Annotated in this window: 19 protein-coding genes; 12 read left to right on the top strand and 7 right to left on the bottom strand. The window is 66.0% G+C overall.

The window, feature by feature from the left end; genetic code table 11:
* Positions 1-152 precede the first annotated feature (152 nt).
* The 4 genes from E2484_RS04345 (at position 153) to yciH (ending at position 4,999) form a co-directional block, all read left to right on the top strand.
* On the top strand, positions 153-1,130 hold the full coding sequence (locus E2484_RS04345) for an AAA family ATPase (protein WP_137283984.1): 978 nt from the start codon (positions 153-155) through the stop codon (positions 1,128-1,130).
* Position 1,131: 1 nt separating this feature from the next.
* Entirely contained in the window at positions 1,132-2,238 is a 1,107-nt protein-coding gene (locus tag E2484_RS04340; RefSeq protein WP_137283983.1) for a DUF58 domain-containing protein, read from the top strand.
* Positions 2,235-4,544: a transglutaminase TgpA family protein gene (locus tag E2484_RS04335; protein ID WP_137283982.1), complete on the top strand. Its 2,310-nt coding sequence runs from the start codon at positions 2,235-2,237 to the stop codon at positions 4,542-4,544. The genes E2484_RS04340 and E2484_RS04335 overlap by 4 nt, the downstream gene beginning before the upstream one ends.
* 161 nt (positions 4,545-4,705) lie before the next feature.
* Entirely contained in the window at positions 4,706-4,999 is a 294-nt protein-coding gene (gene yciH / locus E2484_RS04330) for a stress response translation initiation inhibitor YciH (RefSeq protein ID WP_128477306.1), read from the top strand.
* 239 nt (positions 5,000-5,238) lie between these two features.
* Here yciH and E2484_RS04325 read toward each other — a convergent pair whose 3' ends face one another.
* A complete protein-coding gene (locus E2484_RS04325; RefSeq protein WP_137283981.1) occupies positions 5,239-5,640 on the bottom strand; it encodes a rhodanese-like domain-containing protein in 402 nt (133 codons plus the stop codon).
* Between the two features lie 237 nt (positions 5,641-5,877).
* Between E2484_RS04325 and E2484_RS04320 the strand changes: the two genes are divergently transcribed.
* The gene (locus E2484_RS04320; protein WP_137283980.1) at positions 5,878-6,177 is read left to right on the top strand and encodes a DUF7562 family protein; all 300 of its coding nucleotides are present in this window, start codon (positions 5,878-5,880) and stop codon (positions 6,175-6,177) included.
* Positions 6,178-6,309: 132 nt separating this feature from the next.
* Positions 6,310-7,587, top strand: coding sequence for a ribonuclease catalytic domain-containing protein (locus tag E2484_RS04315; RefSeq protein ID WP_137283979.1), 1,278 nt, complete (start codon positions 6,310-6,312; stop codon positions 7,585-7,587).
* On the opposite strand, the gene E2484_RS04310 is transcribed toward E2484_RS04315, so the two are convergent.
* The gene (locus tag E2484_RS04310; RefSeq protein ID WP_137283978.1) at positions 7,588-8,106 is read right to left on the bottom strand and encodes a GNAT family N-acetyltransferase; all 519 of its coding nucleotides are present in this window, start codon (positions 8,104-8,106) and stop codon (positions 7,588-7,590) included.
* A 78-nt stretch (positions 8,107-8,184) separates the two neighbouring features.
* On the opposite strand from E2484_RS04310, the gene E2484_RS04305 reads away from it, so the two are divergent.
* Positions 8,185-8,838, top strand: coding sequence for a uracil-DNA glycosylase (locus tag E2484_RS04305; RefSeq protein ID WP_137283977.1), 654 nt, complete (start codon positions 8,185-8,187; stop codon positions 8,836-8,838).
* A 67-nt stretch (positions 8,839-8,905) separates the two neighbouring features.
* Entirely contained in the window at positions 8,906-9,553 is a 648-nt protein-coding gene (locus E2484_RS04300; RefSeq protein ID WP_137283976.1) for a helix-turn-helix domain-containing protein, read from the top strand.
* Positions 9,554-9,569: 16 nt separating this feature from the next.
* Here the strand turns inward: E2484_RS04300 and E2484_RS04295 are convergent, their stop codons facing one another.
* Positions 9,570-10,100: an NUDIX hydrolase gene (locus E2484_RS04295; RefSeq protein ID WP_137283975.1), complete on the bottom strand. Its 531-nt coding sequence runs from the start codon at positions 10,098-10,100 to the stop codon at positions 9,570-9,572.
* Positions 10,101-10,513: 413 nt separating this feature from the next.
* Between E2484_RS04295 and E2484_RS04290 the strand changes: the two genes are divergently transcribed.
* Complete coding sequence (locus E2484_RS04290) at positions 10,514-10,993, top strand: metal-dependent transcriptional regulator (protein WP_137283974.1); 480 nt, start codon at positions 10,514-10,516, stop codon at positions 10,991-10,993.
* Positions 10,994-11,120: 127 nt separating this feature from the next.
* On the opposite strand, the gene E2484_RS04285 is transcribed toward E2484_RS04290, so the two are convergent.
* The 4 genes from E2484_RS04285 to E2484_RS04270 all read right to left on the bottom strand — a co-directional run bounded on the left by E2484_RS04285 (position 11,121) and on the right by E2484_RS04270 (position 15,288).
* Positions 11,121-11,531 (bottom strand): DUF5809 family protein, encoded by a 411-nt coding sequence (locus E2484_RS04285; RefSeq protein WP_137283973.1) that lies wholly within the window; start codon positions 11,529-11,531, stop codon positions 11,121-11,123.
* Between the two features lie 322 nt (positions 11,532-11,853).
* A complete protein-coding gene (locus E2484_RS04280) occupies positions 11,854-12,315 on the bottom strand; it encodes a DUF5810 domain-containing protein (RefSeq protein WP_137283972.1) in 462 nt (153 codons plus the stop codon).
* Between the two features lie 81 nt (positions 12,316-12,396).
* A complete protein-coding gene (locus E2484_RS04275) occupies positions 12,397-12,924 on the bottom strand; it encodes a GNAT family N-acetyltransferase (protein WP_137283971.1) in 528 nt (175 codons plus the stop codon).
* A gap of 387 nt (positions 12,925-13,311) precedes the next feature.
* Positions 13,312-15,288, bottom strand: a complete 1,977-nt coding sequence (locus E2484_RS04270) for an aconitate hydratase (protein ID WP_137283970.1) — start codon at positions 15,286-15,288, stop codon at positions 13,312-13,314.
* A gap of 167 nt (positions 15,289-15,455) precedes the next feature.
* Here E2484_RS04270 and E2484_RS04265 point away from each other — a divergent pair, with 167 nt between their 5' ends.
* From E2484_RS04265 to E2484_RS04245, 3 genes are all read left to right on the top strand, one after another.
* Positions 15,456-15,950, top strand: coding sequence for a deoxyuridine 5'-triphosphate nucleotidohydrolase (locus tag E2484_RS04265; protein WP_137283969.1), 495 nt, complete (start codon positions 15,456-15,458; stop codon positions 15,948-15,950).
* Between the two features lie 148 nt (positions 15,951-16,098).
* Positions 16,099-17,871: a S8 family serine peptidase gene (locus E2484_RS24765; RefSeq protein WP_170977236.1), complete on the top strand. Its 1,773-nt coding sequence runs from the start codon at positions 16,099-16,101 to the stop codon at positions 17,869-17,871.
* Positions 17,872-17,940: 69 nt separating this feature from the next.
* On the top strand, positions 17,941-19,512 hold the full coding sequence (locus E2484_RS04245) for an LVIVD repeat-containing protein (RefSeq protein ID WP_137283968.1): 1,572 nt from the start codon (positions 17,941-17,943) through the stop codon (positions 19,510-19,512).
* Positions 19,513-19,516: the final 4 nt, after the last annotated feature.

Below are 19,516 nucleotides of genomic sequence, written 5' to 3'. Positions count from 1 at the left end.
GCGAGGTAGTCGGCGACGCCGAGGACCGATTCTCGTCGGGACAAAAGTTTCAAAGGTGGACGCGAAAGGTACACGATAGCACACGCACGCCTCCGGCGGCCGACCCTCCGTTCGCCGACTTTCTCGCCCTCCGCGTGCAGACAGAGCTACCCATGACGGAAGCCAACCCCTCTCAGCGCCGAACCGATGCGTCACCAGACCCCTTGCCGGTAGACGAAGCCGCGAACGTGGCCGAGCGAGTGGTCGAGAACGTCGAGCGGGTCATCGTGGGCCACCACGACGTGACCGAACACATCGTGACCGCCATCCTCGCGCGCGGTCACCTCCTGCTGGACGACGTGCCCGGCGTCGGCAAGACGATGCTCGCCCGGTCGCTGGCCCGGTCCATCGACTGCGAGTTCTCCAGGGTCCAGTTCACGCCCGATCTGATGCCGTCCGACGTGACCGGCGTGAACGTCTTCGACGAGCGAACCCGCGAGTTCGAGTTCCGGCCCGGTCCCGTCTTCGGCAACGTGGTCCTCGCAGACGAAATCAACCGCGCACCGCCGAAGACCCAGTCGGCCCTGCTCGAAGCGATGGAGGAGGCCCAGGTCACCGTAGACGGTCAGACCTACGAGCTCGACCAACCCTTCACCGTCATCGCCACCCAGAACGACGTGGAAGCCGACCGGACCTACGAACTCCCCATCGCCGAGGTGGACCGATTCGCCAAGCGCCTCACGCTCGGCTACCCCTCGCCCGAGGACGAGTCGGAGGTCCTCCGCCGGGTCACGGGCGGTCACCCCATCGACGAACTCGAACCCGTGGCGACCGCCGAGGAGATACTCGCGGCCCGCGAGACGGTCGCCGACGTGACCGCCGAGGAACCGGTCCGGGCGTACGTGACCCGACTGGCCAACTACACCCGCGACCACGCCGACCTCGGCGTCAGCCCCCGCGGGTCCATCGCGCTCCTCAGGTCGGCCCAGGCCAGAGCCGTCCTCGACGGCCGGGACTACGTGATTCCCGACGACGTGCAGACCGAGGCCGAGGGGGTCCTCGCTCACCGCGTCCGAACCGGCGCGGAGTCGGGCGGCGAGTCGGGCCGCGCCCTGATAGCCGAGGCGCTCGACTCGGTTCCGGTGGAGTGAGATGCTGACGCGACGCGGATGGGCGCTCGCGGCCGTCGCGGTCGGCGCGTTTCTGATGGCCGCGTGGTTCAGCGCCCGCTCGTTGAACGCGGTGGTCGGCCCGGCGCTCGTCGCGCTCGCGGCCGGATGGTTGCAAGTCAGACGGGCCGGACAGCCGGAACTCCGGACCGAGACGCCCGACTACGGCTTCGCTGGCGAGACGGCGACGGTCTCGCTCGACTTCGACGCGACGCCACCGCTGGCCGCGACGGTCCGTCTCGACGCTGGCGACGGTCTGGAAATCGCAGACGCCGAGGTCGAGACGACCGTGGCCGACGAATCGGTCACCTTCGACGTGACGCTTCGCGACCGGGGGTTCCAGTCGGTCGGCCCGGTCGAGGTCGTCGCCGAGGACGTGCTGGGCGTCTGGGAGGAGACCTACACCTACCCCGTGGCGCGCGAAATCGTCGTCTTCCCCGAGATTCACCGGCTGAACGACGCCAGCGACCTCGCGGCGCTCCACCAGCGGTTCGGCGTCGGCGGCCGCGACCGGTTCGACCAACTCAGGGAGTACGAGCGCGGCGACCCGCTTCGGGACGTTCACTGGAAGTCCAGCGCCAAGCGACCGAACGAGGACCTCGTGGTGATGGAGTTCGAGGCCAACGAGGAGCGCGAGCAGGTCGAACTCCTCGCGGAGGCCGACAGCGGCCGGATGGACGACGTGGCCGAGGCCGCCGCCAGCATCCTGAGCTACCTGCTCGACGCCGGGTTCGCGGTCGGACTGACCGTCCCCGGCGGCCGGGTCGAACCCGGCGCTGGACCCGACCATCGGACCGACCTGCTGACCCTGCTGGCCCGGACCAACCCCGGAACGGTGGGCGAGAGGCGCCGGGAGGGAGCCGACGTGCTCGTGCAGGGCCGAACCGACGAGGACGACGTTCGGGTCACCGTCGGCGACCGCACCGTCACCTTCGGGCAGTTGTCCGGCGACGCCGACCGCTCCGGCGGATCGACGACCGACGCCGACGGGCGAACCGCGCTCGCGGACGGCGGCCGCGGCGGGGACCTCGACGGTGACCGAGACGGAGCGTTCGACGATTACCGACGTGCGGGAGGCGAGCGCCGATGAGCGCAGACGGTGCGAGTGCGGACGGCGTGGGCGCAGGTGGTCGGGTCGGCCACGAACTCGACCTCGGCGACGTCGAGGTGTCGTACCACTGGCTCGCGGTCGGGTCGCTCGCGGTCATGATGGCCACCTACCTCTGGGTCCTCCATCACGTCACCGACATCGTGGGCGGGACGACCGCACTGCTGGCGCTGGTCGCCGCGACTCTGCTCGCGGCCACGGCGACCGCTCGTCGGCTCCGGCCGCTCCAGGCCGCCGTGCTCGCGGTCGGCCTGCTCGCGGTCGGTCTCGTGGCCTACTATCTCGCGGTACCGAGCGCCTACCTCGTCGCGGTGTCGCTCGGTAAGGTCGTGGCCGACAACGTGGCCCTGCTGACCGGCCTGTCGGTCCTCCGGATGACCGAGGTCGGCGCGTGGGCGCTCGGGGTCGCACCAGCCATGGTGTTCGCGCCGTGGTATCTCGTCCTCCGGCGGCGCTACGCGTTGGCGGTCGGCGCGGCCGGCGCGGCGTTCGGCTTCTTCGTCCTGACCGGCGACCTCGGTAACTTCGCCACGCTGGTCGGGATGCTCGGAGCCACGGCGACCCTCGGCTTCGGTACGCTCGCGCGCCGAGGCGGTACGTCCGCGCAGGTCGACACCTTGGCGGTCGTGCTGGTGGCGATGATCGTCCTCGCCTCGACCGCCAGCGTCGTGCCTGGCGGCGGCGCGAGTCCCATCCTTCCCGGCAGCGGCGCGGGCACGCCGACCGTCGAACAGGCGTTCGTCAGTAGCGGCGACCGGGTGTCTATCGTCGGGTCGATTCGGCTCTCGCCCAAGGTCCGGTTCACCGTCGAGTCGACCGAATCCGACTACTGGCGGGTCGCGGCCTACGACCGCTACGACGGCGACGGTTGGATTCGAACCGGCGAAGGCAGAGATTACCGTTCTCAGTCCGCGCCACCGGGGCAGACGAAGACCGTGGAACAGACCGTCGAGGTCGAAGCCGAGCGGATGGGCGCGATGCCCGCGGCGTGGAAACCGACTCGGTTGAAGTCCGGCGACCGCGCCAACACTCGCGTCACCTCGCTCGGGGCGTTCGAGCCGGTTGGCTCGCTCCGCGAGGGCGAGAGTTACACGGTCGTCAGCCGGGTTCCGGACCCCTCCACGAGCCAACTCCGGAGCGCCGGGACCGACTACCCCGACCGCGTCGAGAGTCGCTACCTCCAACTACCGGGGAGTTCGGCCGAGCGCATTCGGACGCGGACGAACCGGATTACCAGTGCGGCGGGTGCCGAAACGCCTTACGCCAAGGCGAAGGCCATCGAAGGGTGGCTCGAAGGCAACAAGAGCTACTCGCTCGACGTGTCGCGACCCGACGGCAACGTCGCCGAGAGCTTCATCTTCGAGATGGAGTCGGGCTACTGCACCTACTACGCCACCTCGATGGTCACGATGCTCCGGTCGCAGGGGGTTCCGGCCCGGTTCGTGGTCGGCTACACCCCCGGCCAGCGAGTCGACCGGAACGAGTGGGTCGTCCGCGGACTCGACTCCCACGCGTGGGTCGAGGTCTACTTCCCGGAGGTCGGGTGGGTGAAGTTCGACCCGACGCCGGGCGGTCCGCGCGAACAGGCCGAACGCTCGCAGGTCGACCAGGCCCGCGAGGGGAACGTCTCGGACGTGGACACCGACGAGAGCGACGAGGGGACGTGGACGCCGACGACCACGGCGACGACTACTCCCGACGAGAACGAGACGTCCGGTCCCGACGAGAACGAGACGACCGGGCCGAGCACGTCCCCGCCGGGACTCGGCGACTCACAGCCCATCGACCCCGGCGAGGACGAACTCGACGGAACGGTCGACGGGTTCACCACCGCCGGAAACGGCACGGTCGGCGGGGAGTCCGGCGACGGGAGCGGCGGACTCCCGGTCGGTACGCCGTCGCGCGAACAGGCGGTTCTGGGCGCGCTCGTGGTCGTGGGCCTGCTCGCGGCCGCGCGCCGGGCCGGGCTACTCGTCCGCCTTCGCCGCGCGGTCTGGTTGCGATGGCAGCCCCGGCAGGACCCCGAGACCGACGTGACGAGAGCGTTCGACCGGCTCGAACACCTGCTCGGTCGGGAGTACCGCGAGCGTCGGCCGGGCGAGACGCCGCGCGAGTACCTCGCGGCGCTGGCGACGACCGACGACTTGGACGACCGAGCCGAACGCGTCGGGACCATCTACGAGCGCGTCCGCTACGCCGGAGAGGTCGAAGACGGTCTGGCCGAGGAGGCGGTCTCGCTGGTGGACGAGTTGGTCCGCGAACGCCCGGGCCTCCGCGGCGACCGGTGACGACAGGCCTCCGTCGGACCGACCTCCCGGTTGCTTCGGTCGTTCGCCGTCGAAATCGCGTTCGGAATCGCGGTTGGCGGTCGCGTTCGGTTTCTATCGTGGGCCAACGCGGTTAATTAGCGACACAGTTTTGTACCCCTACGACCAATTCCCGAATTGTAATGTCGGAAGTGTGCTCGACGTGCGGGCTGCCTCAGGAGCTCTGCGTCTGCGAAGACGTTGCCAAAGAGTCCCAGCAGATCAATATCCGCATCGACGAGCGACGCTACGGTAAAGAGGTAACGATAATCGAAGGATTCGACCCCAAGGACGTGGATCTGGACAGTTTGTCCTCAGACCTCAAGTCCAAGTTCGCCTGCGGCGGGACTGTCGAGGATGGCCAAATAGAGCTCCAGGGCAATCACACCGGGCGCGTCGAGGATTTCCTCCGTGACAAAGGGTTCAACGTAGCCTAATCTCACGTCGGTTTTGTGATGTCGTAGAGGGTCACTGAGTGACTTCTGCGGCTCGAATCGGCCCCGAGTTCGGGAGACACGCGCGCTCGTCTCGGAGCTTCGGAATCCGAACGAAAGAACTATTTTTATTTCTCTAACGAGTGTATTGCAATCGCTACGAAATAAATAGGCATGTCTTAGAAACGCATTTATTGGTGCGTTTCCCGCTCGAAACGTCGGCGACTCGAAACGCTCGCCGCTCAGAACGGCGCGCCGGGACCGTCGGCGACTTCTTCGTCGTCTCCGCCCGCGCCGTCTCCGTCCGCTTCGCCTCCGCTCGCGCCGGACCGCTCCAGTTCGTACTCCCACTCGGAGAGTCCGCCTTCCATGCTCTCGACGCGCGCGTCGTCGGGCACGCCTTCGTAGGAGGCGACGAGTCGAGCGGCCTGCACGCTGGCTTTGCCGTGCGGGCAGACGGTGACGACGCGCTCGGCACCGTCGAGCCGCTCGATTTCGTCGGCGAGCGCGTGGAACGGGATGTTCTCGCTACCGGGGATGTGCCCGCGGTCGAACTCTGCTTCCGAACGGATGTCCACGACGCGGACCGCTTCGTCCGCGTCGAGGAGTTCGTCTACCTCCTCGGGGGAGATTTCGGCGTCCATCGACTCCCCTTTGGCTTTCCGGCCGAATAAGCCCCGCGGTGCTTCGAGAGTGGACGTTCGGGGTCGAGACAGCCGGGCAGTCGCGGAACGGTTGGGCCGCGGGTCGCGGTGGTGGACCGGCGAGACTGTCGCGAGAGGCGGTCGGAGTTAAGCCCCCGTTACTTTCGCCGGAAACCGCCCGAACTTACCGGTGTGTTGACCAAAAACCGCAAGTAATCGTGTCCCGTGGGTACGAGTATGTGGGGTTCCCGGAGTAACCGGGGGAACGACTCGGTCGACTGCATCGCGTGCGGCGAGACTATCCGTCGCGCCGACGCCCGCGAGTACGACAAGGAGGGCGACCGTTGGGACCGGAAAGGTAAGAAATTCGAACACCTCTGCAAGGAGTGTCACACCGACCTCTGCCACCAACCACGTGACGAACTCGAAGACCTGCTGGTAGACATCGACGCCGGGGGACTGACCGAAGTCGAGTTTCTGGACCGGTACTGTCGGGCCGTAGAGGAGCGGTACGGGCCACTCGACCACGAACGCTGAGCGACTGCCCCATCCGGAGGCACTGCCGCCGTCCGGAGGCATCGCTCCCGTCCGTGGCGGTAGACTGCGGGCCGAAGACGGCGTCCGGATTCCTCCGATACGCCTAACTACTCGACTCCGTTAGTCAACAGCATGACGAGCGACGCGCAGGCCGAGGCTGGCACTCCCGAGGGGCAAGGCCCGGTCGAGATTTCGCCGGAACTGGCCGACCGACTCGAAGAGAAGCGCGAGGAACTCTTCGAGAAGTTCGAGATTCGTGACGAGTTTCCCCAGGCGGTGTTGACCGAAGCCGAGAAACGCACCGAGGACATCCAACAGGAGATTCAGGACGAGGTCGACGAGCGCCGGGACCTCCGGGACATGACGACGTGGACCACCGACCCCATCGACGCTCAGGACTTCGACGACGCCCTCTCCATCGAGGAGCGCGACGACGAGTACGTCCTCTGGGTCCACATCGCCGACGTGACCCACTACGTCAACCCCGAGACCAACATGTGGGAGGAGGCGGTCGAACGCGCCAACACGGTCTACCTGCCCGCCTACACCATCCACATGCTCCCGCCGGTCCTCGCGGAGACGGTCTGTTCGCTTGTGCCCAACGAGGACCGACTGGCCCACACCGTCGAGATGCACCTCGACAAGGAGAATTTGGGCTACGAGGACATCGAGATCTACAAGTCGGTCATCAACAGCGACGAGCGACTCACCTACACGCAGGCCGAGAAGCGCATCGACGACGAGGACGCCGACCTCCACGAGGAGAACCAACTCGCGTTCGAGTTGGCCGACAAGATGCACGAACAGCGCAAGGAGGAGGGGAGTCTCGTCCTCAACCCCCGGCGTGACCGGGCCCACACCATCATCGAGGAGTGCATGCTGAAGGCCAACAAGGCCGTCACGCACACCCTCATGTGGGACCGCGGCGTCGAAGCCATGTATCGGGTCCACCCGCAACCGAGTCCCGACGAGTGGAGCGAAGCCCTCCAGGAGATTCAGGACCTCGACGGCGTCTCGATTCCCGGCTCGAAGTGGGACGACCCCCGGCAGGCGGTCAACGCCACGCTCGAAGAGGCCCCCGACCGTCAACTCGACAAGATCCAGTGGGCCGTGATGAAGGTGATGCCCCGCGCTCGGTACATGAACGACCCCTTCGGCGGCCACCACGCGCTCAACTTCGAGATTTACGGCCACTTCACCAGCCCCATCCGACGCCTCTCGGACCTCATCAACCACTGGATAGTCTACACCAACGACGTGCCCGAGGACCTCGTGGCGCTCTGCGACCGCGCCAGCGACAAGCAGGCCGACGCAGAGGCCTGCGAGCGCGAGTACAAGAAGTTCCTCGAAGAGGTCGGTCTCGACGCCGCCGCCGTCAACAACCGTGGTCTGGAAGTGGTCGAAAAGTAACTACAGCTCTTTCTCGCGGACGTAGTCGGTGACGGTCTCTCCCGCGAACTCCGATTCGCGGGAGCCGACCGTCCGATAGCCTCGCCTCTCGTAGAAGGCGTTGCCGACCTCGTTGTCGGCCAGCACGACGAGGCGGAGTCGCTCGGCCCCGCGCTCGGCCACCCACGTCTCGATCCGGTCGATAATCGCGGAGCCGACGCCCTCGCCCCAGTGGTCGGGGTGGACGTAAATTCGAGGGAGTTGGGCCGCCGCGTCCTCGTCGTCGAGGACGCCCTGTCCGAATCCGAGTAGTTCCGTTCCCGCGTCGTCGTCCACTTCGCGCTCCGCGACCAGAAACACGCCGTCCTCGCGCTCGACCGACTGGCGCAGGTCGAAGAGGTCGTACCAGTCGCTCACGACCGACTCGACCGTTTTCGCGCCCAGAACGTCGTCGTATGCGGCGTGCCACGACTCGCGGGCGACGCGCCGAACGTCGGCCACGTCGCCGGGCGTCGCCGGTCGAACGCTCACCTCGTCCATGGTTCGTGGCTGTACGACCGGCGGCAAATAGCTTCCGCGAGCGTGGGATTGAGTACCGTCCGTCGCCACGGTCGAGACGTGACCGAGTATCCCGACCCCGACTCGCGGAACGTCCTCGAACCGGGGTGTTCGCGGTGTCCCGCGCTGGTCGAGTCCCGCGAGTGCATCTCGTGGGGAAACGGGTCGCTCGACGCCGACGTCGTGGTCGTGGGCGAAGCGCCCGCCTTCGGCAACCCCGACGCCGACCGCTGGCAGGGCGGTAACTGGACCGGGATGGCCTACACCTCCCGACACTCCGGCCGGACGGTACGAGACCTGTTCGCGGACGCCGGGCTCGCCGACGAGGAACTCTACTTCACGAACGCGGTGAAGTGCTTCCCGGCGGTAGCGGGCGAAGACGGCGGCCGAACAGACGGTGACGAGTCACCGTCCAACCGCGAACCGACTGCGGGGGAGCGCGCGAACTGCCGAGACCACCTCGCGGCCGAGATCGAGCAGGTCTCCCCTGCGGTGGTGGCGACGACCGGCAAGCACGCCACGTTGGCGCTGTCGGGTGAACTACCCGGTGGCTTCCTCGATTCGGTCCTCGAACCGCGGGAGGTCACGGGGTTCGAGGCGACCGTCCTCCCGTTGTTGCACCCGTCCTATCAGAACGTCTGGTTGCCCCGAATCAGACTCTCCCGCGAGGAGTACGTCGCCGAGATTCGAGCGGTCGTGGCGGCGCGGCGCTGAGGGCTCGGACATCTGTTTCAATATATGGCGGGTTTCTTTTTAACGAAGCGCGTTCATATGCGATGTAATGAGTATCATCGCGGAGTTTACGACGCCCGCGGGAGAGTTCGCGCTGGGTGACGCACTCGCCGCTCATCCGGACGTGCGGGTCGAACTGGAGAAAGTCGTTCCGACGCGAAAGCAGATTCTCCCCTTCTTCTGGGCGTGGGGCAACGACCTCGACGCGTTCGCCGAGACGGTCCGCGACCAGTCGCTCGTGGAGTCGCTGGAGGTCGTAGACGGCGTGGACGACCAGATACTCTACCGAGTGGAGTGGTCCGACGTGATGACCGACCTCGGGCGCATCATCCGGCAGACCGACGCCACCGTGCTGGAAGCCAGCGGACAGTCCGACACGTGGCAGTTCGAACTCCGGTTCGCGTCCAACGAGAGGGTGCGGTCGTTTCAGGCCGACTGCACCGACCACGACATCTCGCTGGAACTCCGGCGACTCCACTCGCTGACCGAAATCGACACCGACGACAAGTACGACCTGACGTCCGAGCAACGCGACACCCTGCTGACCGCGCTCGAACACGGCTACTTCGAGGAACCCCGCGACATCACGCTCGAAGAACTCTCCGAGCGTCTCGGACTCTCGCCGACGGCGGTCTCCGGTCGGATGCGTCGCGCCGAGGCGAAACTCATCACTCGGACGCTCGTCACCGACACCTGAGAGACCGCCGAGCGACTCAGAGCAGGCCGTCCTCCTCGGCGAGCAGCAGCGCCTCGATGGTGGCGTCGTTGGCGGGGTCCTCGCGGGCGGCGTCGAGGGCGTCCTCGACCGGCATCGGTCGGACCGAGAGGAACTCGTTGCCGTCGAGGTCCCGCTCGACGGGCGTCAGGCCCTCGGCGAAGACGATACCGCGCTCGTGCCGCAGGACGCCGGTCGCGCAGTAGAAGTCCTCGAGCAGGCTGACGCCCGCGGGGTCGAAGCCGGTCTCCTCCCGGAGTTCGCGCGCTCCGGCCTGCGTGTAGGACTCGCCGTCCTCCACGATTCCGGCGGGACACTCCAGACACTCCTCGCCGATGACGGGTCGGTACTGCTCGACGAAGACGACCTGTCCGTCGGTGACGGCCAGAATCACGACCGCGGGCGGGAGTTCGGCCCAGTAGTACTTCTTCGTGGAGCCGTCGGGTTGCTCCACGAGGTCGTAGCCCCCGGTGTACCACCCGGTTTCGTACTCCGCGACCGACTCGATGACGCGCCAGTCGTCGCTCATGTGGGGTCGGTCGCCGTCTGGAAGCTAAAACGTGGCTACTCGGACGTGGAATCGGATTCGGTGGGCGACTCCTACCTTCACTACCTGCGGTCGGCGCGTGCTGGCGCGACCTCGCTGTTCGAGGTCGCGCCCATGCGCGCGAGGGACGAGTAGCGCACGAAGAAGCGACCGAAGGGAGCGACGACCGAGCAACGCAGGCGGTTGGGGAGGCGTGAGGCCCTCGCAGTGCGGTTGCGGTGCTGTGCGGAGCGGTGACCTCTCGGTGTCGGCAGTAGCTAGCTATCGGCTGACCTTCCAACTTCGCTCCACGCCGTCCACTTTTCGGTACCGCAGAACGTCGCAGGTACCCGGAGAGAACGCCGAAGATGACTGGGAACAAGCTTATACTCGCCCACACCGACCACTCACGTAGCATGACCGAGGTATCCGAGAGCGTCGGGCGCTACCTCAGCACCATCTACCTGCTGACAGCCGACGCAGACCGGCGGGCCCAGACCAGCGAACTCGCCGAACTCCTCGACGTGAGCGCCGCGAGCGTCACCGGGATGGTCACGTCGCTGGACGACCGGGGCCTCGTGACCTACGAGAAGTACGAGGGCGTCAGGCTCACCGACGACGGGACCGAGGCGGCCCGCGAGTTCACGTGGCGGCGGTGCGTTACCGAGAACTTCCTCGAAGACGACCTCGGTCTCGACCTGGCGGTGCTACGGGACGACGACGTCGCGGACGACCCCCTCGCCATCGGACAGGCGCTCTCCGACGAGGCGGTCCACCGACTCAAGGACCTCGTGGACCACCCCTGCGACGGGAAGTGTAGCGGCCCGAGCGCCGAGTACGACTCGTGTATCGACGACGTGCGGGAGACGCCCGGGGACGCCGACGCCGAATCGTAGCGACCGCTCGACGGAGGCGATACTCGGAAAGGAGTACTGGAGAAATATTCTCGTTCGGAAGAGAACCGAAAACGTTTCCTAGGGAATCGAATATAATTACTAGAGAAACAAAAATCGTTCTCGAGGCTCACAGGAGGTCGCGGTAGACGCGACCGAACGCCTGCCGTCGGAGGGTCGCCACCGCCGCGCGCCGTTCGCTCTCGTAGGTCGCGGCCACGACGGTGTCACCGAGTGCGTCGTGCCACGCCACCTGCGAGACGTTCTCGTTGCCGTGTACGATGACCTCGCGGTCGCGGTCGGCCAGCCACTCGTCGTACTCCGCCCGACTGCCGGTCCGGACTTCGAGGAGCGAGGCGAAGAGGGCGTCTCGGGCCGTCTCGACCACGTCGCCGGTCACGCGCTCGTCGTACTCGTCGGCGTCGAACGCCATCGCTTTCGCGGCCTCCTTGACGACGGTCTGGGCCGCGGGACCGACCGCTTCGTATCGGTCGCGGGCGTCGGTCTCGGTCTCGGGTGCGAGAAAGCCGTGCGTGTTCATACTCGGGAGTTGGCAGGCCGGGGACTATTCCTTTTCGTCCTCGGTGCGTTACGAGTTGATCCGCTTTGGGAAAACGTGAGCCGAACCGCAGCGAACCGAGTTGGAGTGTCGTCTTTTGAAGCCCCGCGCGCTCGCGGTCGCTGAGCGACATATCCGACGGACGTAGTTGCGTCGGATAGGGGCCACTCAGCGACTGAACTGTACGCGACCGCGCGGCCCCTTCATCCCACCCGGAAGAAAATTGGCTGAGCGTTTCCGGTGGGTTGTGTCGCCGAGCGTTTGCCGGTGGCTTGGTCAGTCGAGCGTTTACCGGTGGTCCGTCTCACTCCTCGCTATCGCCGGTCGTCTCATCGTCGCTCTCCTCGTCGTCCAGCATCTCCTCGGTCATCTCCTGGGCTTCCTGAAGAATCTCCTGTGCCTCGCCGCCGAGCGCGCCCGCACCCGCGCCGCCGCGGCCGTCCGCGTCGCTGGCCATCGACCCTCGGCCCTGCGTGTTGGCGCGTTCGATTTCGTCCTCGAAGAGGTCGCCACCGCGGGGTTCGTCGCCGTGGCTGTGGTCGTGACCCGTGGTATCCTCGAAGACCTGCGGGAAGCCGACCTCCTTGGCGTACTCCTCGACGCGGGCCGCGAGTTCGTCTTCGCCCTGTTCTTGCCATCCGGGCGCGTGGTCGTCCAGCCACGCCTCGTGGTCGTCGTCGCCGAGCATCGCCGTGAACGCGAGGTGGTTGGCGAGGTGTTCGGCGTCGGACTGGGGCGTCTCGCAGACCGGACAGGCGTATCCCATACTCGGGCGTAGGTCGCCCGCGCCGAAAAGCACCACGCTCGAGGTCGTGGCGAAGTCGCTCGACTACGAACCGCAGAGTTCCTACTCGTCAACGTCCACGACCAGAATTAGCGCGTCTTCGCCGTCGTCGTAGTACCGGGGGATGGTCCGGAGGTACTGGAAATCGAAGCTCCGATACAGCGACAGCGCGCGGTCGTTGCTCGCCCGCACTTCCAACTTCACGCTCTGCGCGCCTCGGACCTCCAGCACGTGGAGCGCACGCTCCAGTAGTTCCGCCCCGACGCCCTCACCGCGGTGGTCGGGATGCACGGCGATGTCTTTGATGTGTCCGAACGACCGCCCGTGGTTCGGGACGAGGTTGGCGACGACGTAGCCGACGACGCTCTCGTCCGCTCGCGGTTCGCCCTGCTCGTCGGCCAGCGTCCCCGTCGACTCCCCGCCGGTGACTGCTACCAGAAAGCCGGGGTCGCCCAGATATCGCTCGAACGCGGAGAACGGCCACGGCTGGTCGAACGAGGCTCGTTCGATGCGTAGCACGGCGAGCAAGTCGGCCTGCACCGCCTGCCGAACCCGCACGTCGCCGTCGTCTTCCGCGTGAGTCGTTGTCACTGCCCGCGGTTTCTCGCCCGACGCTTAAGAGTGTCATGCCCGACGCCTACCCCGTAATTCTTTAGTAGGACGAATCATAAGAATGAATTGCACTCTCCGGCCGGAGGTGCAAGCTCCCGAAATCTCCCCCACCCACCCCCCACCTTTTGCGAGCCACGATACGACCGTTTCAACCACTCAGCACCGCTAGCGGCGGTGATTCGCTTGCAGAGCATCGACCGGAGCCCCCGACGCGAACGTCGTCCGCGTCGGTCAGCGAGTTGGTCGCTATAACCGTCGTAATCGTTCGGACGGCCGAGGGTAACCCCGCCATCTTCGGAGCAATTCGGTGATTTCGACACAGCTACCGCCGATGGAGACGCGAAAAAAGGGAGAAGATTGCGTCGATTAGTCGTCTGCCGGGGTCGCGCCGGAGCTACCGCCTTCGGCCTGCTTCTTCGTGTGCGAGAGCTTGCCACCGTCGGCGAGAATCTCGCGCTCCCGGGCGGAGGCGTCGAGGTGGGCCGTCGCTTCCCACTCGTCGTTGACACGGACCGTGAACTCTTCCTGGCCGGAGCGAACTGCTTCGGCCACGTCGTCCACGATTTCGATGTTGTCGCCCTGGTCGATCTTCTCGTAGGTCTCCTCGTCGATGGTCAGCGGGATGAGACCGAAGTTGAAGAGGTTCGCCTTGTGGATGCGGGCGAAGCTCTGGGCGAGGACGCCCTCGACGCCGAGGTACATCGGACAGAGTGCCGCGTGCTCGCGGGAGCTACCCTGACCGTAGTTCTCGCCAGCCACGAGGAAGCCGCCGTCGGCGTCCAGCGCGCGCTGGGCGAAGTCCTGGTCGACTCGCGAGAGGGTGAACTCCGAGAGCTTCGGGATGTTCGACCGGAACTTCAGGATGTCGCTGGTCGCCGGGATGATGTGGTCGGTCGTGATGTTGTCCTCCATCTTCAGGAGGTTCGGGCCTTCGAGTTTGGCGCCGAGTTCGTCCTTCAGGGGCACGTCGCCGATGTTCGGGCCCTTGATGAGTTCGTCGTCGGGGGCCTCGTCGGGTGCGATGAGGTCGGCCTTGCTACCCGTGTACTCGTCGGGCATCTCGAAGCCGGGGTCCTCCAGGTCGCCGAGTTCGTCGGCGAGGTTGCGCGGGTCCACGATTTCGCCCTTGATGGCGGCCGCGGTGGCGACTTCGGGCGAGCAGAGGTAGACGTTGTCGTCTTCGATACCGGAGCGACCCTCGAAGTTGCGGTTGAAGGTCCGGAGCGACACCGAGTCGCTGGCCGGAACGTGACCGATGCCGATACAGGCACCGCACGTCGCCTCGGAGAAGTTGACGCCTGCGGCCATCATCTCGGAGACCCAGCCCTCGCGGGCCAGCATCTCGGAGGCCTGCTTGGAACCGGGCGCGACGATCATCTCGGTCGTCTTGTTGGTCTCGCGGCCTTCCAGCATCTTGGCGGCCGGGAGGATGTCCTCGTACGCGCCGTTGGTACAGGAACCGATCATGACCTGATCGACTTCCGTGCCCTCGACTTCGCTGACGGGCACGACGTTGTCGGGCATCGACGGCTTGGCGATGAGCGGTTCGATGTCCGAGAGGTCGATGACGATCTCGTCGTCGTACTCGGCGTCCTCGTCGGCCGAGAGTTCGACGTAGTCCTCGCCGCGACCGAGGCGTTCGAGGTAGTCCTTCGTGTTCTCGTCGGTCGGGAAGATCGAGGACGTGGCACCGAGTTCGGTACCCATGTTGGTGATGGTCGTCCGCTCGGGAACCGAGAGACTCTCGACGCCCGGACCGGTGTACTCGAAGATTTTGCCGACGCCGCCCTTCACGCTGAGGCGTCGGAGCATCTCGAGGATGACGTCCTTGGCGGTGGCCCACTCGGGGAGTTCGCCTTCGAGGCGGACGCTGACGACTTCGGGCATCTCGATGTAGTAGGCACCGCCGCCCATGGCGACAGTAACGTCGAGACCGCCGGAACCGATGGCGAGTTCGCCCAGTCCGCCGGGGGTCGGCGTGTGGGAGTCCGACCCGAGCATCGTCTTACCGGGCGCGGCGAAGTTCTCCTTGTGGACGTTGTGACAGATACCGTTTCCGGGCCGGGAGAAGTGCGCACCGTACGTCCCTGCGGCCGACCGGAGGAAGCGGTGGTCGTCGGTGTTCTTGAAGTCGAACTGGTAGGTCTGGTGGTCACAGTACTGAGCCGCCAGTTCCGTCTGTACTTCGTCGAGGCCCAGCGCCTCGAACTGGAGCCAGACGAGCGTCCCTGTCGTGTCCTGCGTGAGAACTTGATCGATCTCGATTCCGATCTCCTCGCCGGTCGTGAGGTCTCCCTCGACGAGGTGGTCCTCGAGGATTTTCTCCGTTAATGTCTGTCCCATATCGAGCGAATATCGACCCTCCAAGGGTATAAATCCCGCGTGTTTCCGTTCTTTCGGCCGATCGTAAATCCCGACGCTGTGTGGCAAAAACTGCGGGAATTACCGGTCCGTGGCACTCCGGAATCGACTCCGCCAACGCTATATTCTCCCAGTGAAACCGGACGTACATGTTCGAGAGCGGTCCCTTCGTGGCCGAACACGTTTCCGAAACCGACGACGATCAGGTTCAACCCAACGGCGTGGACCTCACGCTGGAGGCGGTGTACGAACAGCGCGAACCCGGCCGAATCGGACAGGACGGCAAGGAGATAGGCGAACGACGACGTCTCGAAACCGAGCAGGTCGCCGACGACGCCCCCGAGACCTACTACCTGACGCCCGGCGGCTACGTCGTCCAGTACGCCGAAACCGTCCGGATTCCCGAGGGGCACGTGGGCTACATCTACCCCCGGTCGTCGCTCCTCCGGAACTCCTGCATGCTGAACACGGCGGTCTGGGACGCCGGATACGAGGGCAAAGGTGAGGGTCTCCTCGAAGTCCACCGCGACATCGAAATCGAGACGGGCGCGCGCATCGCGCAACTCGTTCTCGCCGAGGCAGACCACGAGGGCACCTACGCCGGGTCGTACCAGGGCGAGAACGTCGGACTGGACGAGTTTTGAGCGTCGGACTCGGTCTCGAGGTTCGTCGGCCTTCGCGGAAGTTGTACACTTCCAACCGTTTCACCCCTTAAAATTTCCGCCGATTCGATTTCGACCACTGAAACAGAGATACGGTTTTAGTTGCTTGCGGCGGTGAACCGAAGTCTGCATGCCCGAACGTCGAAATTTCAACAGGCGAGACGTTTTGAAAACGACCGGCGCGGCCGGCGTCGCCACGATGCTCCCCTTCAGCGCCACCGCCGCGACCACGAGCACTGGAGACACCATCGACGACACCTTCGACCTCACCTCCTCCGGCCTGAAGGAGGCGCTGGTCGTCTTCGAGAGCAACGGTCAGGTAGATAGGCTTCGGCACCTCGACCTCGAAAGCGGCTACCACAGGTTCGACGTACTTCCTATCGGGTACACCGAACTCACCAACGACCAGATCGAGACGGTCGGTGACTGGGCGGAGGTCCGCTACGTCCAGAAGAACGTCGAACTGGAGTACTTCAACGACGACGCACAGGAGACGACCCGCTCGGACCACGTCCACGCCGACTTCGGCCACACCGGGTCGAGCGTCCACTCGGTCGTCATCGACTCGGGCGTGGACGGAGACCACCCCGACCTCTACGACGACCTGCAGGCAAACTGGCGGTACGTCAACCCTCTCTCCAGCAGCGACGACACGACGTGGGAGGAGGTCGGCGAGGTGGACAGCGACGACAACGGCCACGGGACTCACTGCTCGGGGTCCATCACCGGGTCCGGCAAGAAGAGCGACGGCCAGTACGAGGGGATGGCCCCGGACGCCGACCTCACGGTCTACTCGGCCGGGCTGACCCTGCTCATCGTCAAGCCGGTCGCCGCCTACGACCACCTGCTCAAGCGGGTGCGCGACGGCGAGGTGGACGTGCAGGTCGTCAGCAATTCGTGGGGCGCGTCGGGCGGCCCCGACTTCAACCCCGACGACGCTGTCAACGTCGCCACGTGGCACGCCTTCCGGGAGGGAATCCTGCCGGTGTTCGCCGCGGGTAACTCCGGGCCGGACACCAACACGCTCAACCCCTACGCGCTCGCGCCTCACGTGCTGGGCGTCGCGGCGACCGACGACGACGAGAAGATCACCGACTTCTCTTCGCGGGGTCGCTCGCCCAGTTACGACGGGCCGACCAACTACGACCGCAAGAAGGCGCTCGACAACCTCTACGAGTACCACGCGGCCGACAAGACCGAGACCGAAGTCGATTCGGGGTCGTACTCCGGCACCGTGGGCCTGACCAGCAGCGAGTTCCACCGCTGGGACGCCCCGAGCAAGGCGGGCTACGTCGAGGCCACGTTGTCGTGGAGTCCGAGCGCGGAAGACATCGACTTCTACCTCCGCGAGGGTAGCAAGGACGGCGACGTCGTCGCCTCCAGCGCCTCGCTCGACGAACCCGAGGAACTCGTCGGACAGATAGAGGGCGGCCAGACCTACTACTTCGAGGTCCGACCGTTCATCGACGTGGCCGCCGACTACAACGTCGATTTCACCGCCTACGAGGGCATCACCCGCGACGTGACCCCGATGGGCGTCTATCGTCCCGGCGTGGGCACGCCGGGCAAGCTCGTGATGAGTACCCTCGCGCCCGAGGACCCCTTACAGGGCTACTACGAGGACACCGAGGAGTGGTACGGCCGCATCAGCGGCACGAGCATGGCCTGTCCGGTCGCCGCGGGCGTGGCGTCGCTGCTGTTCGACGCCCACTACCAGCACAACGGAAGCTTCCCCGACCCCATCGACGTGCTGAACACCGTCGAGGCGGAGGCCGAGGACGTTCACGACAGCTACACCATCGAGAAGACTGGCACCGGATTCGTGGACGCCTACGACGCGGTCCGGCGCGCCCAGGAGGGCGACTGGGCCAGCTTCGGCGAAGTGAAGCTGGTGGACGAGTAGCTTCGCCGACTCCTCACTCGGACGTATCTGGAACCGACGCGAAACCAATCGAGATTCGAACCAACAGCTATGACAGACGATAACAGACGACAGTTCCTCAAAGCCACGGGCCTCGCCGCCGCGCTCGGAGCCGCGACCGGGACGGCCAGCGCCCACGACCTGAGTAGCGACACGAACGACAGCACGGACGACTCGGCGCACGACCACACTGACGCCAGCCTCCACGGCGCGACCAGCGACGTGGAACTGCTGGACTACCACAGCCTCGGCGACGTGGGGCCGTCGAGCGAGAGCGGGTCGCCCGACAGCCCCCACTACGGCGGCATCACCGAGATTCGGGTCCGGGACGACTACGCCTACGCGGGCTTCTTCTCGTCGGACAACCCGACCGGCGACCGCGGGATGGCGGTCCTCGACGTGAGCGAGTTCAACGCCGCCGACAGCACCGACGAACTCCGGGACGCCGAACTCGACGTGGTGTCGTTCCTCCGTAACGACAACGCGGCCGCGGCCGTAATGGACGTGAAGGTCAGCGACGACGGCGAGTACGCCTTCATCAGCAAGCAACCCTACACCGCGCTGTTCGAGGAGACCGACCCCAAGCCCGACGACGACGGCGACTCCATCAGCGCGAGCGCCAGCGCCTTGCAGGCGGTGGACGTGTCGGACCCGGCGAGTCCCGAAATCGTCGGCACCTACGACGTGTGGGACACGGGGCCGCACAACGCCTTCTACCACCGCATCGACGACACCGACTACGTGTTCGCCATCAAGGACAACGACGACGGTACGGCGGCGCTGTACGTCTTCGAGTTCGAGCGAGCGACCGGGGTGCTCGTGCTGGTCAACAAGTGGACGAAGGACGGCGACATCGCCGACGGCAACGTGGTCGGCGGCGGCCTGACCTACATCCACGACGTGACGATTCGGGACGACCCCGAACTCGATAGACCGGTCGGCTACCTCTCCTACTGGGACGCCGGTCTGTACGCCCTCGACCTCTCGGACCCGACCGACATCTCGGTGTTGGGGCACTTCGACATGGCTCGCGCCCACTACGCCGAGCCAGCACCCGAGCTCGTGGACGGCAAGCGCGTGGTGGTCGCGGGACAGGAGACCCCGAGCCAGACAGACGGCTCGACGGGGAAGCTAAAACTGCTCGATGCCGACGGTCTCGGCACCGACTGGAGCGGCGAGGACAACGTCGCGGAACTCGACTCGTGGGAGTGGCAGTCGAACGCCACCTTCGACGACTTCCTGCTGAGTCCGCACAACTTCGACGTGACCGGCGACGGGTGGGTCCACGCGGGCCACTACCACGGCGGGACGCGGTTCCTCCGAATCCACACCGATGACTGGACGCTCGAAGAGAAAGGCTACTTCCAGGCCGCCAAGGACGTGCCCGAGGACTCGAAGATGGAGGGGCTGAACCACGCTTCGCCGTTTACTTGGGCGGCCGTCTCGCAAGAGGGAGTCGTCTACGCCGCGGACATCAACACGGGTATCTACGCCCTGCGGTACAAGCCCGACAGCGATAGCTCCGCGTCGAGTCTCGGTTGGGCGGCGGGCGGCCTCGCACTTGCCGGACTCGCCAACCGATACGGCGACCGGGCACGCGAGTTGCTGGGTGGGTCCGGGTAAGTCG

Origin of the sequence: Halorussus salinisoli (genome assembly GCA_005239435.1) — an archaeon.
Taxonomy (GTDB): Archaea; Halobacteriota; Halobacteria; order Halobacteriales; family Haladaptataceae; genus Halorussus; species Halorussus salinisoli.
The sequence above is the reverse complement of the archived record's forward strand: the minus strand, read 5'-3'. Positions and strand labels throughout refer to the sequence as shown.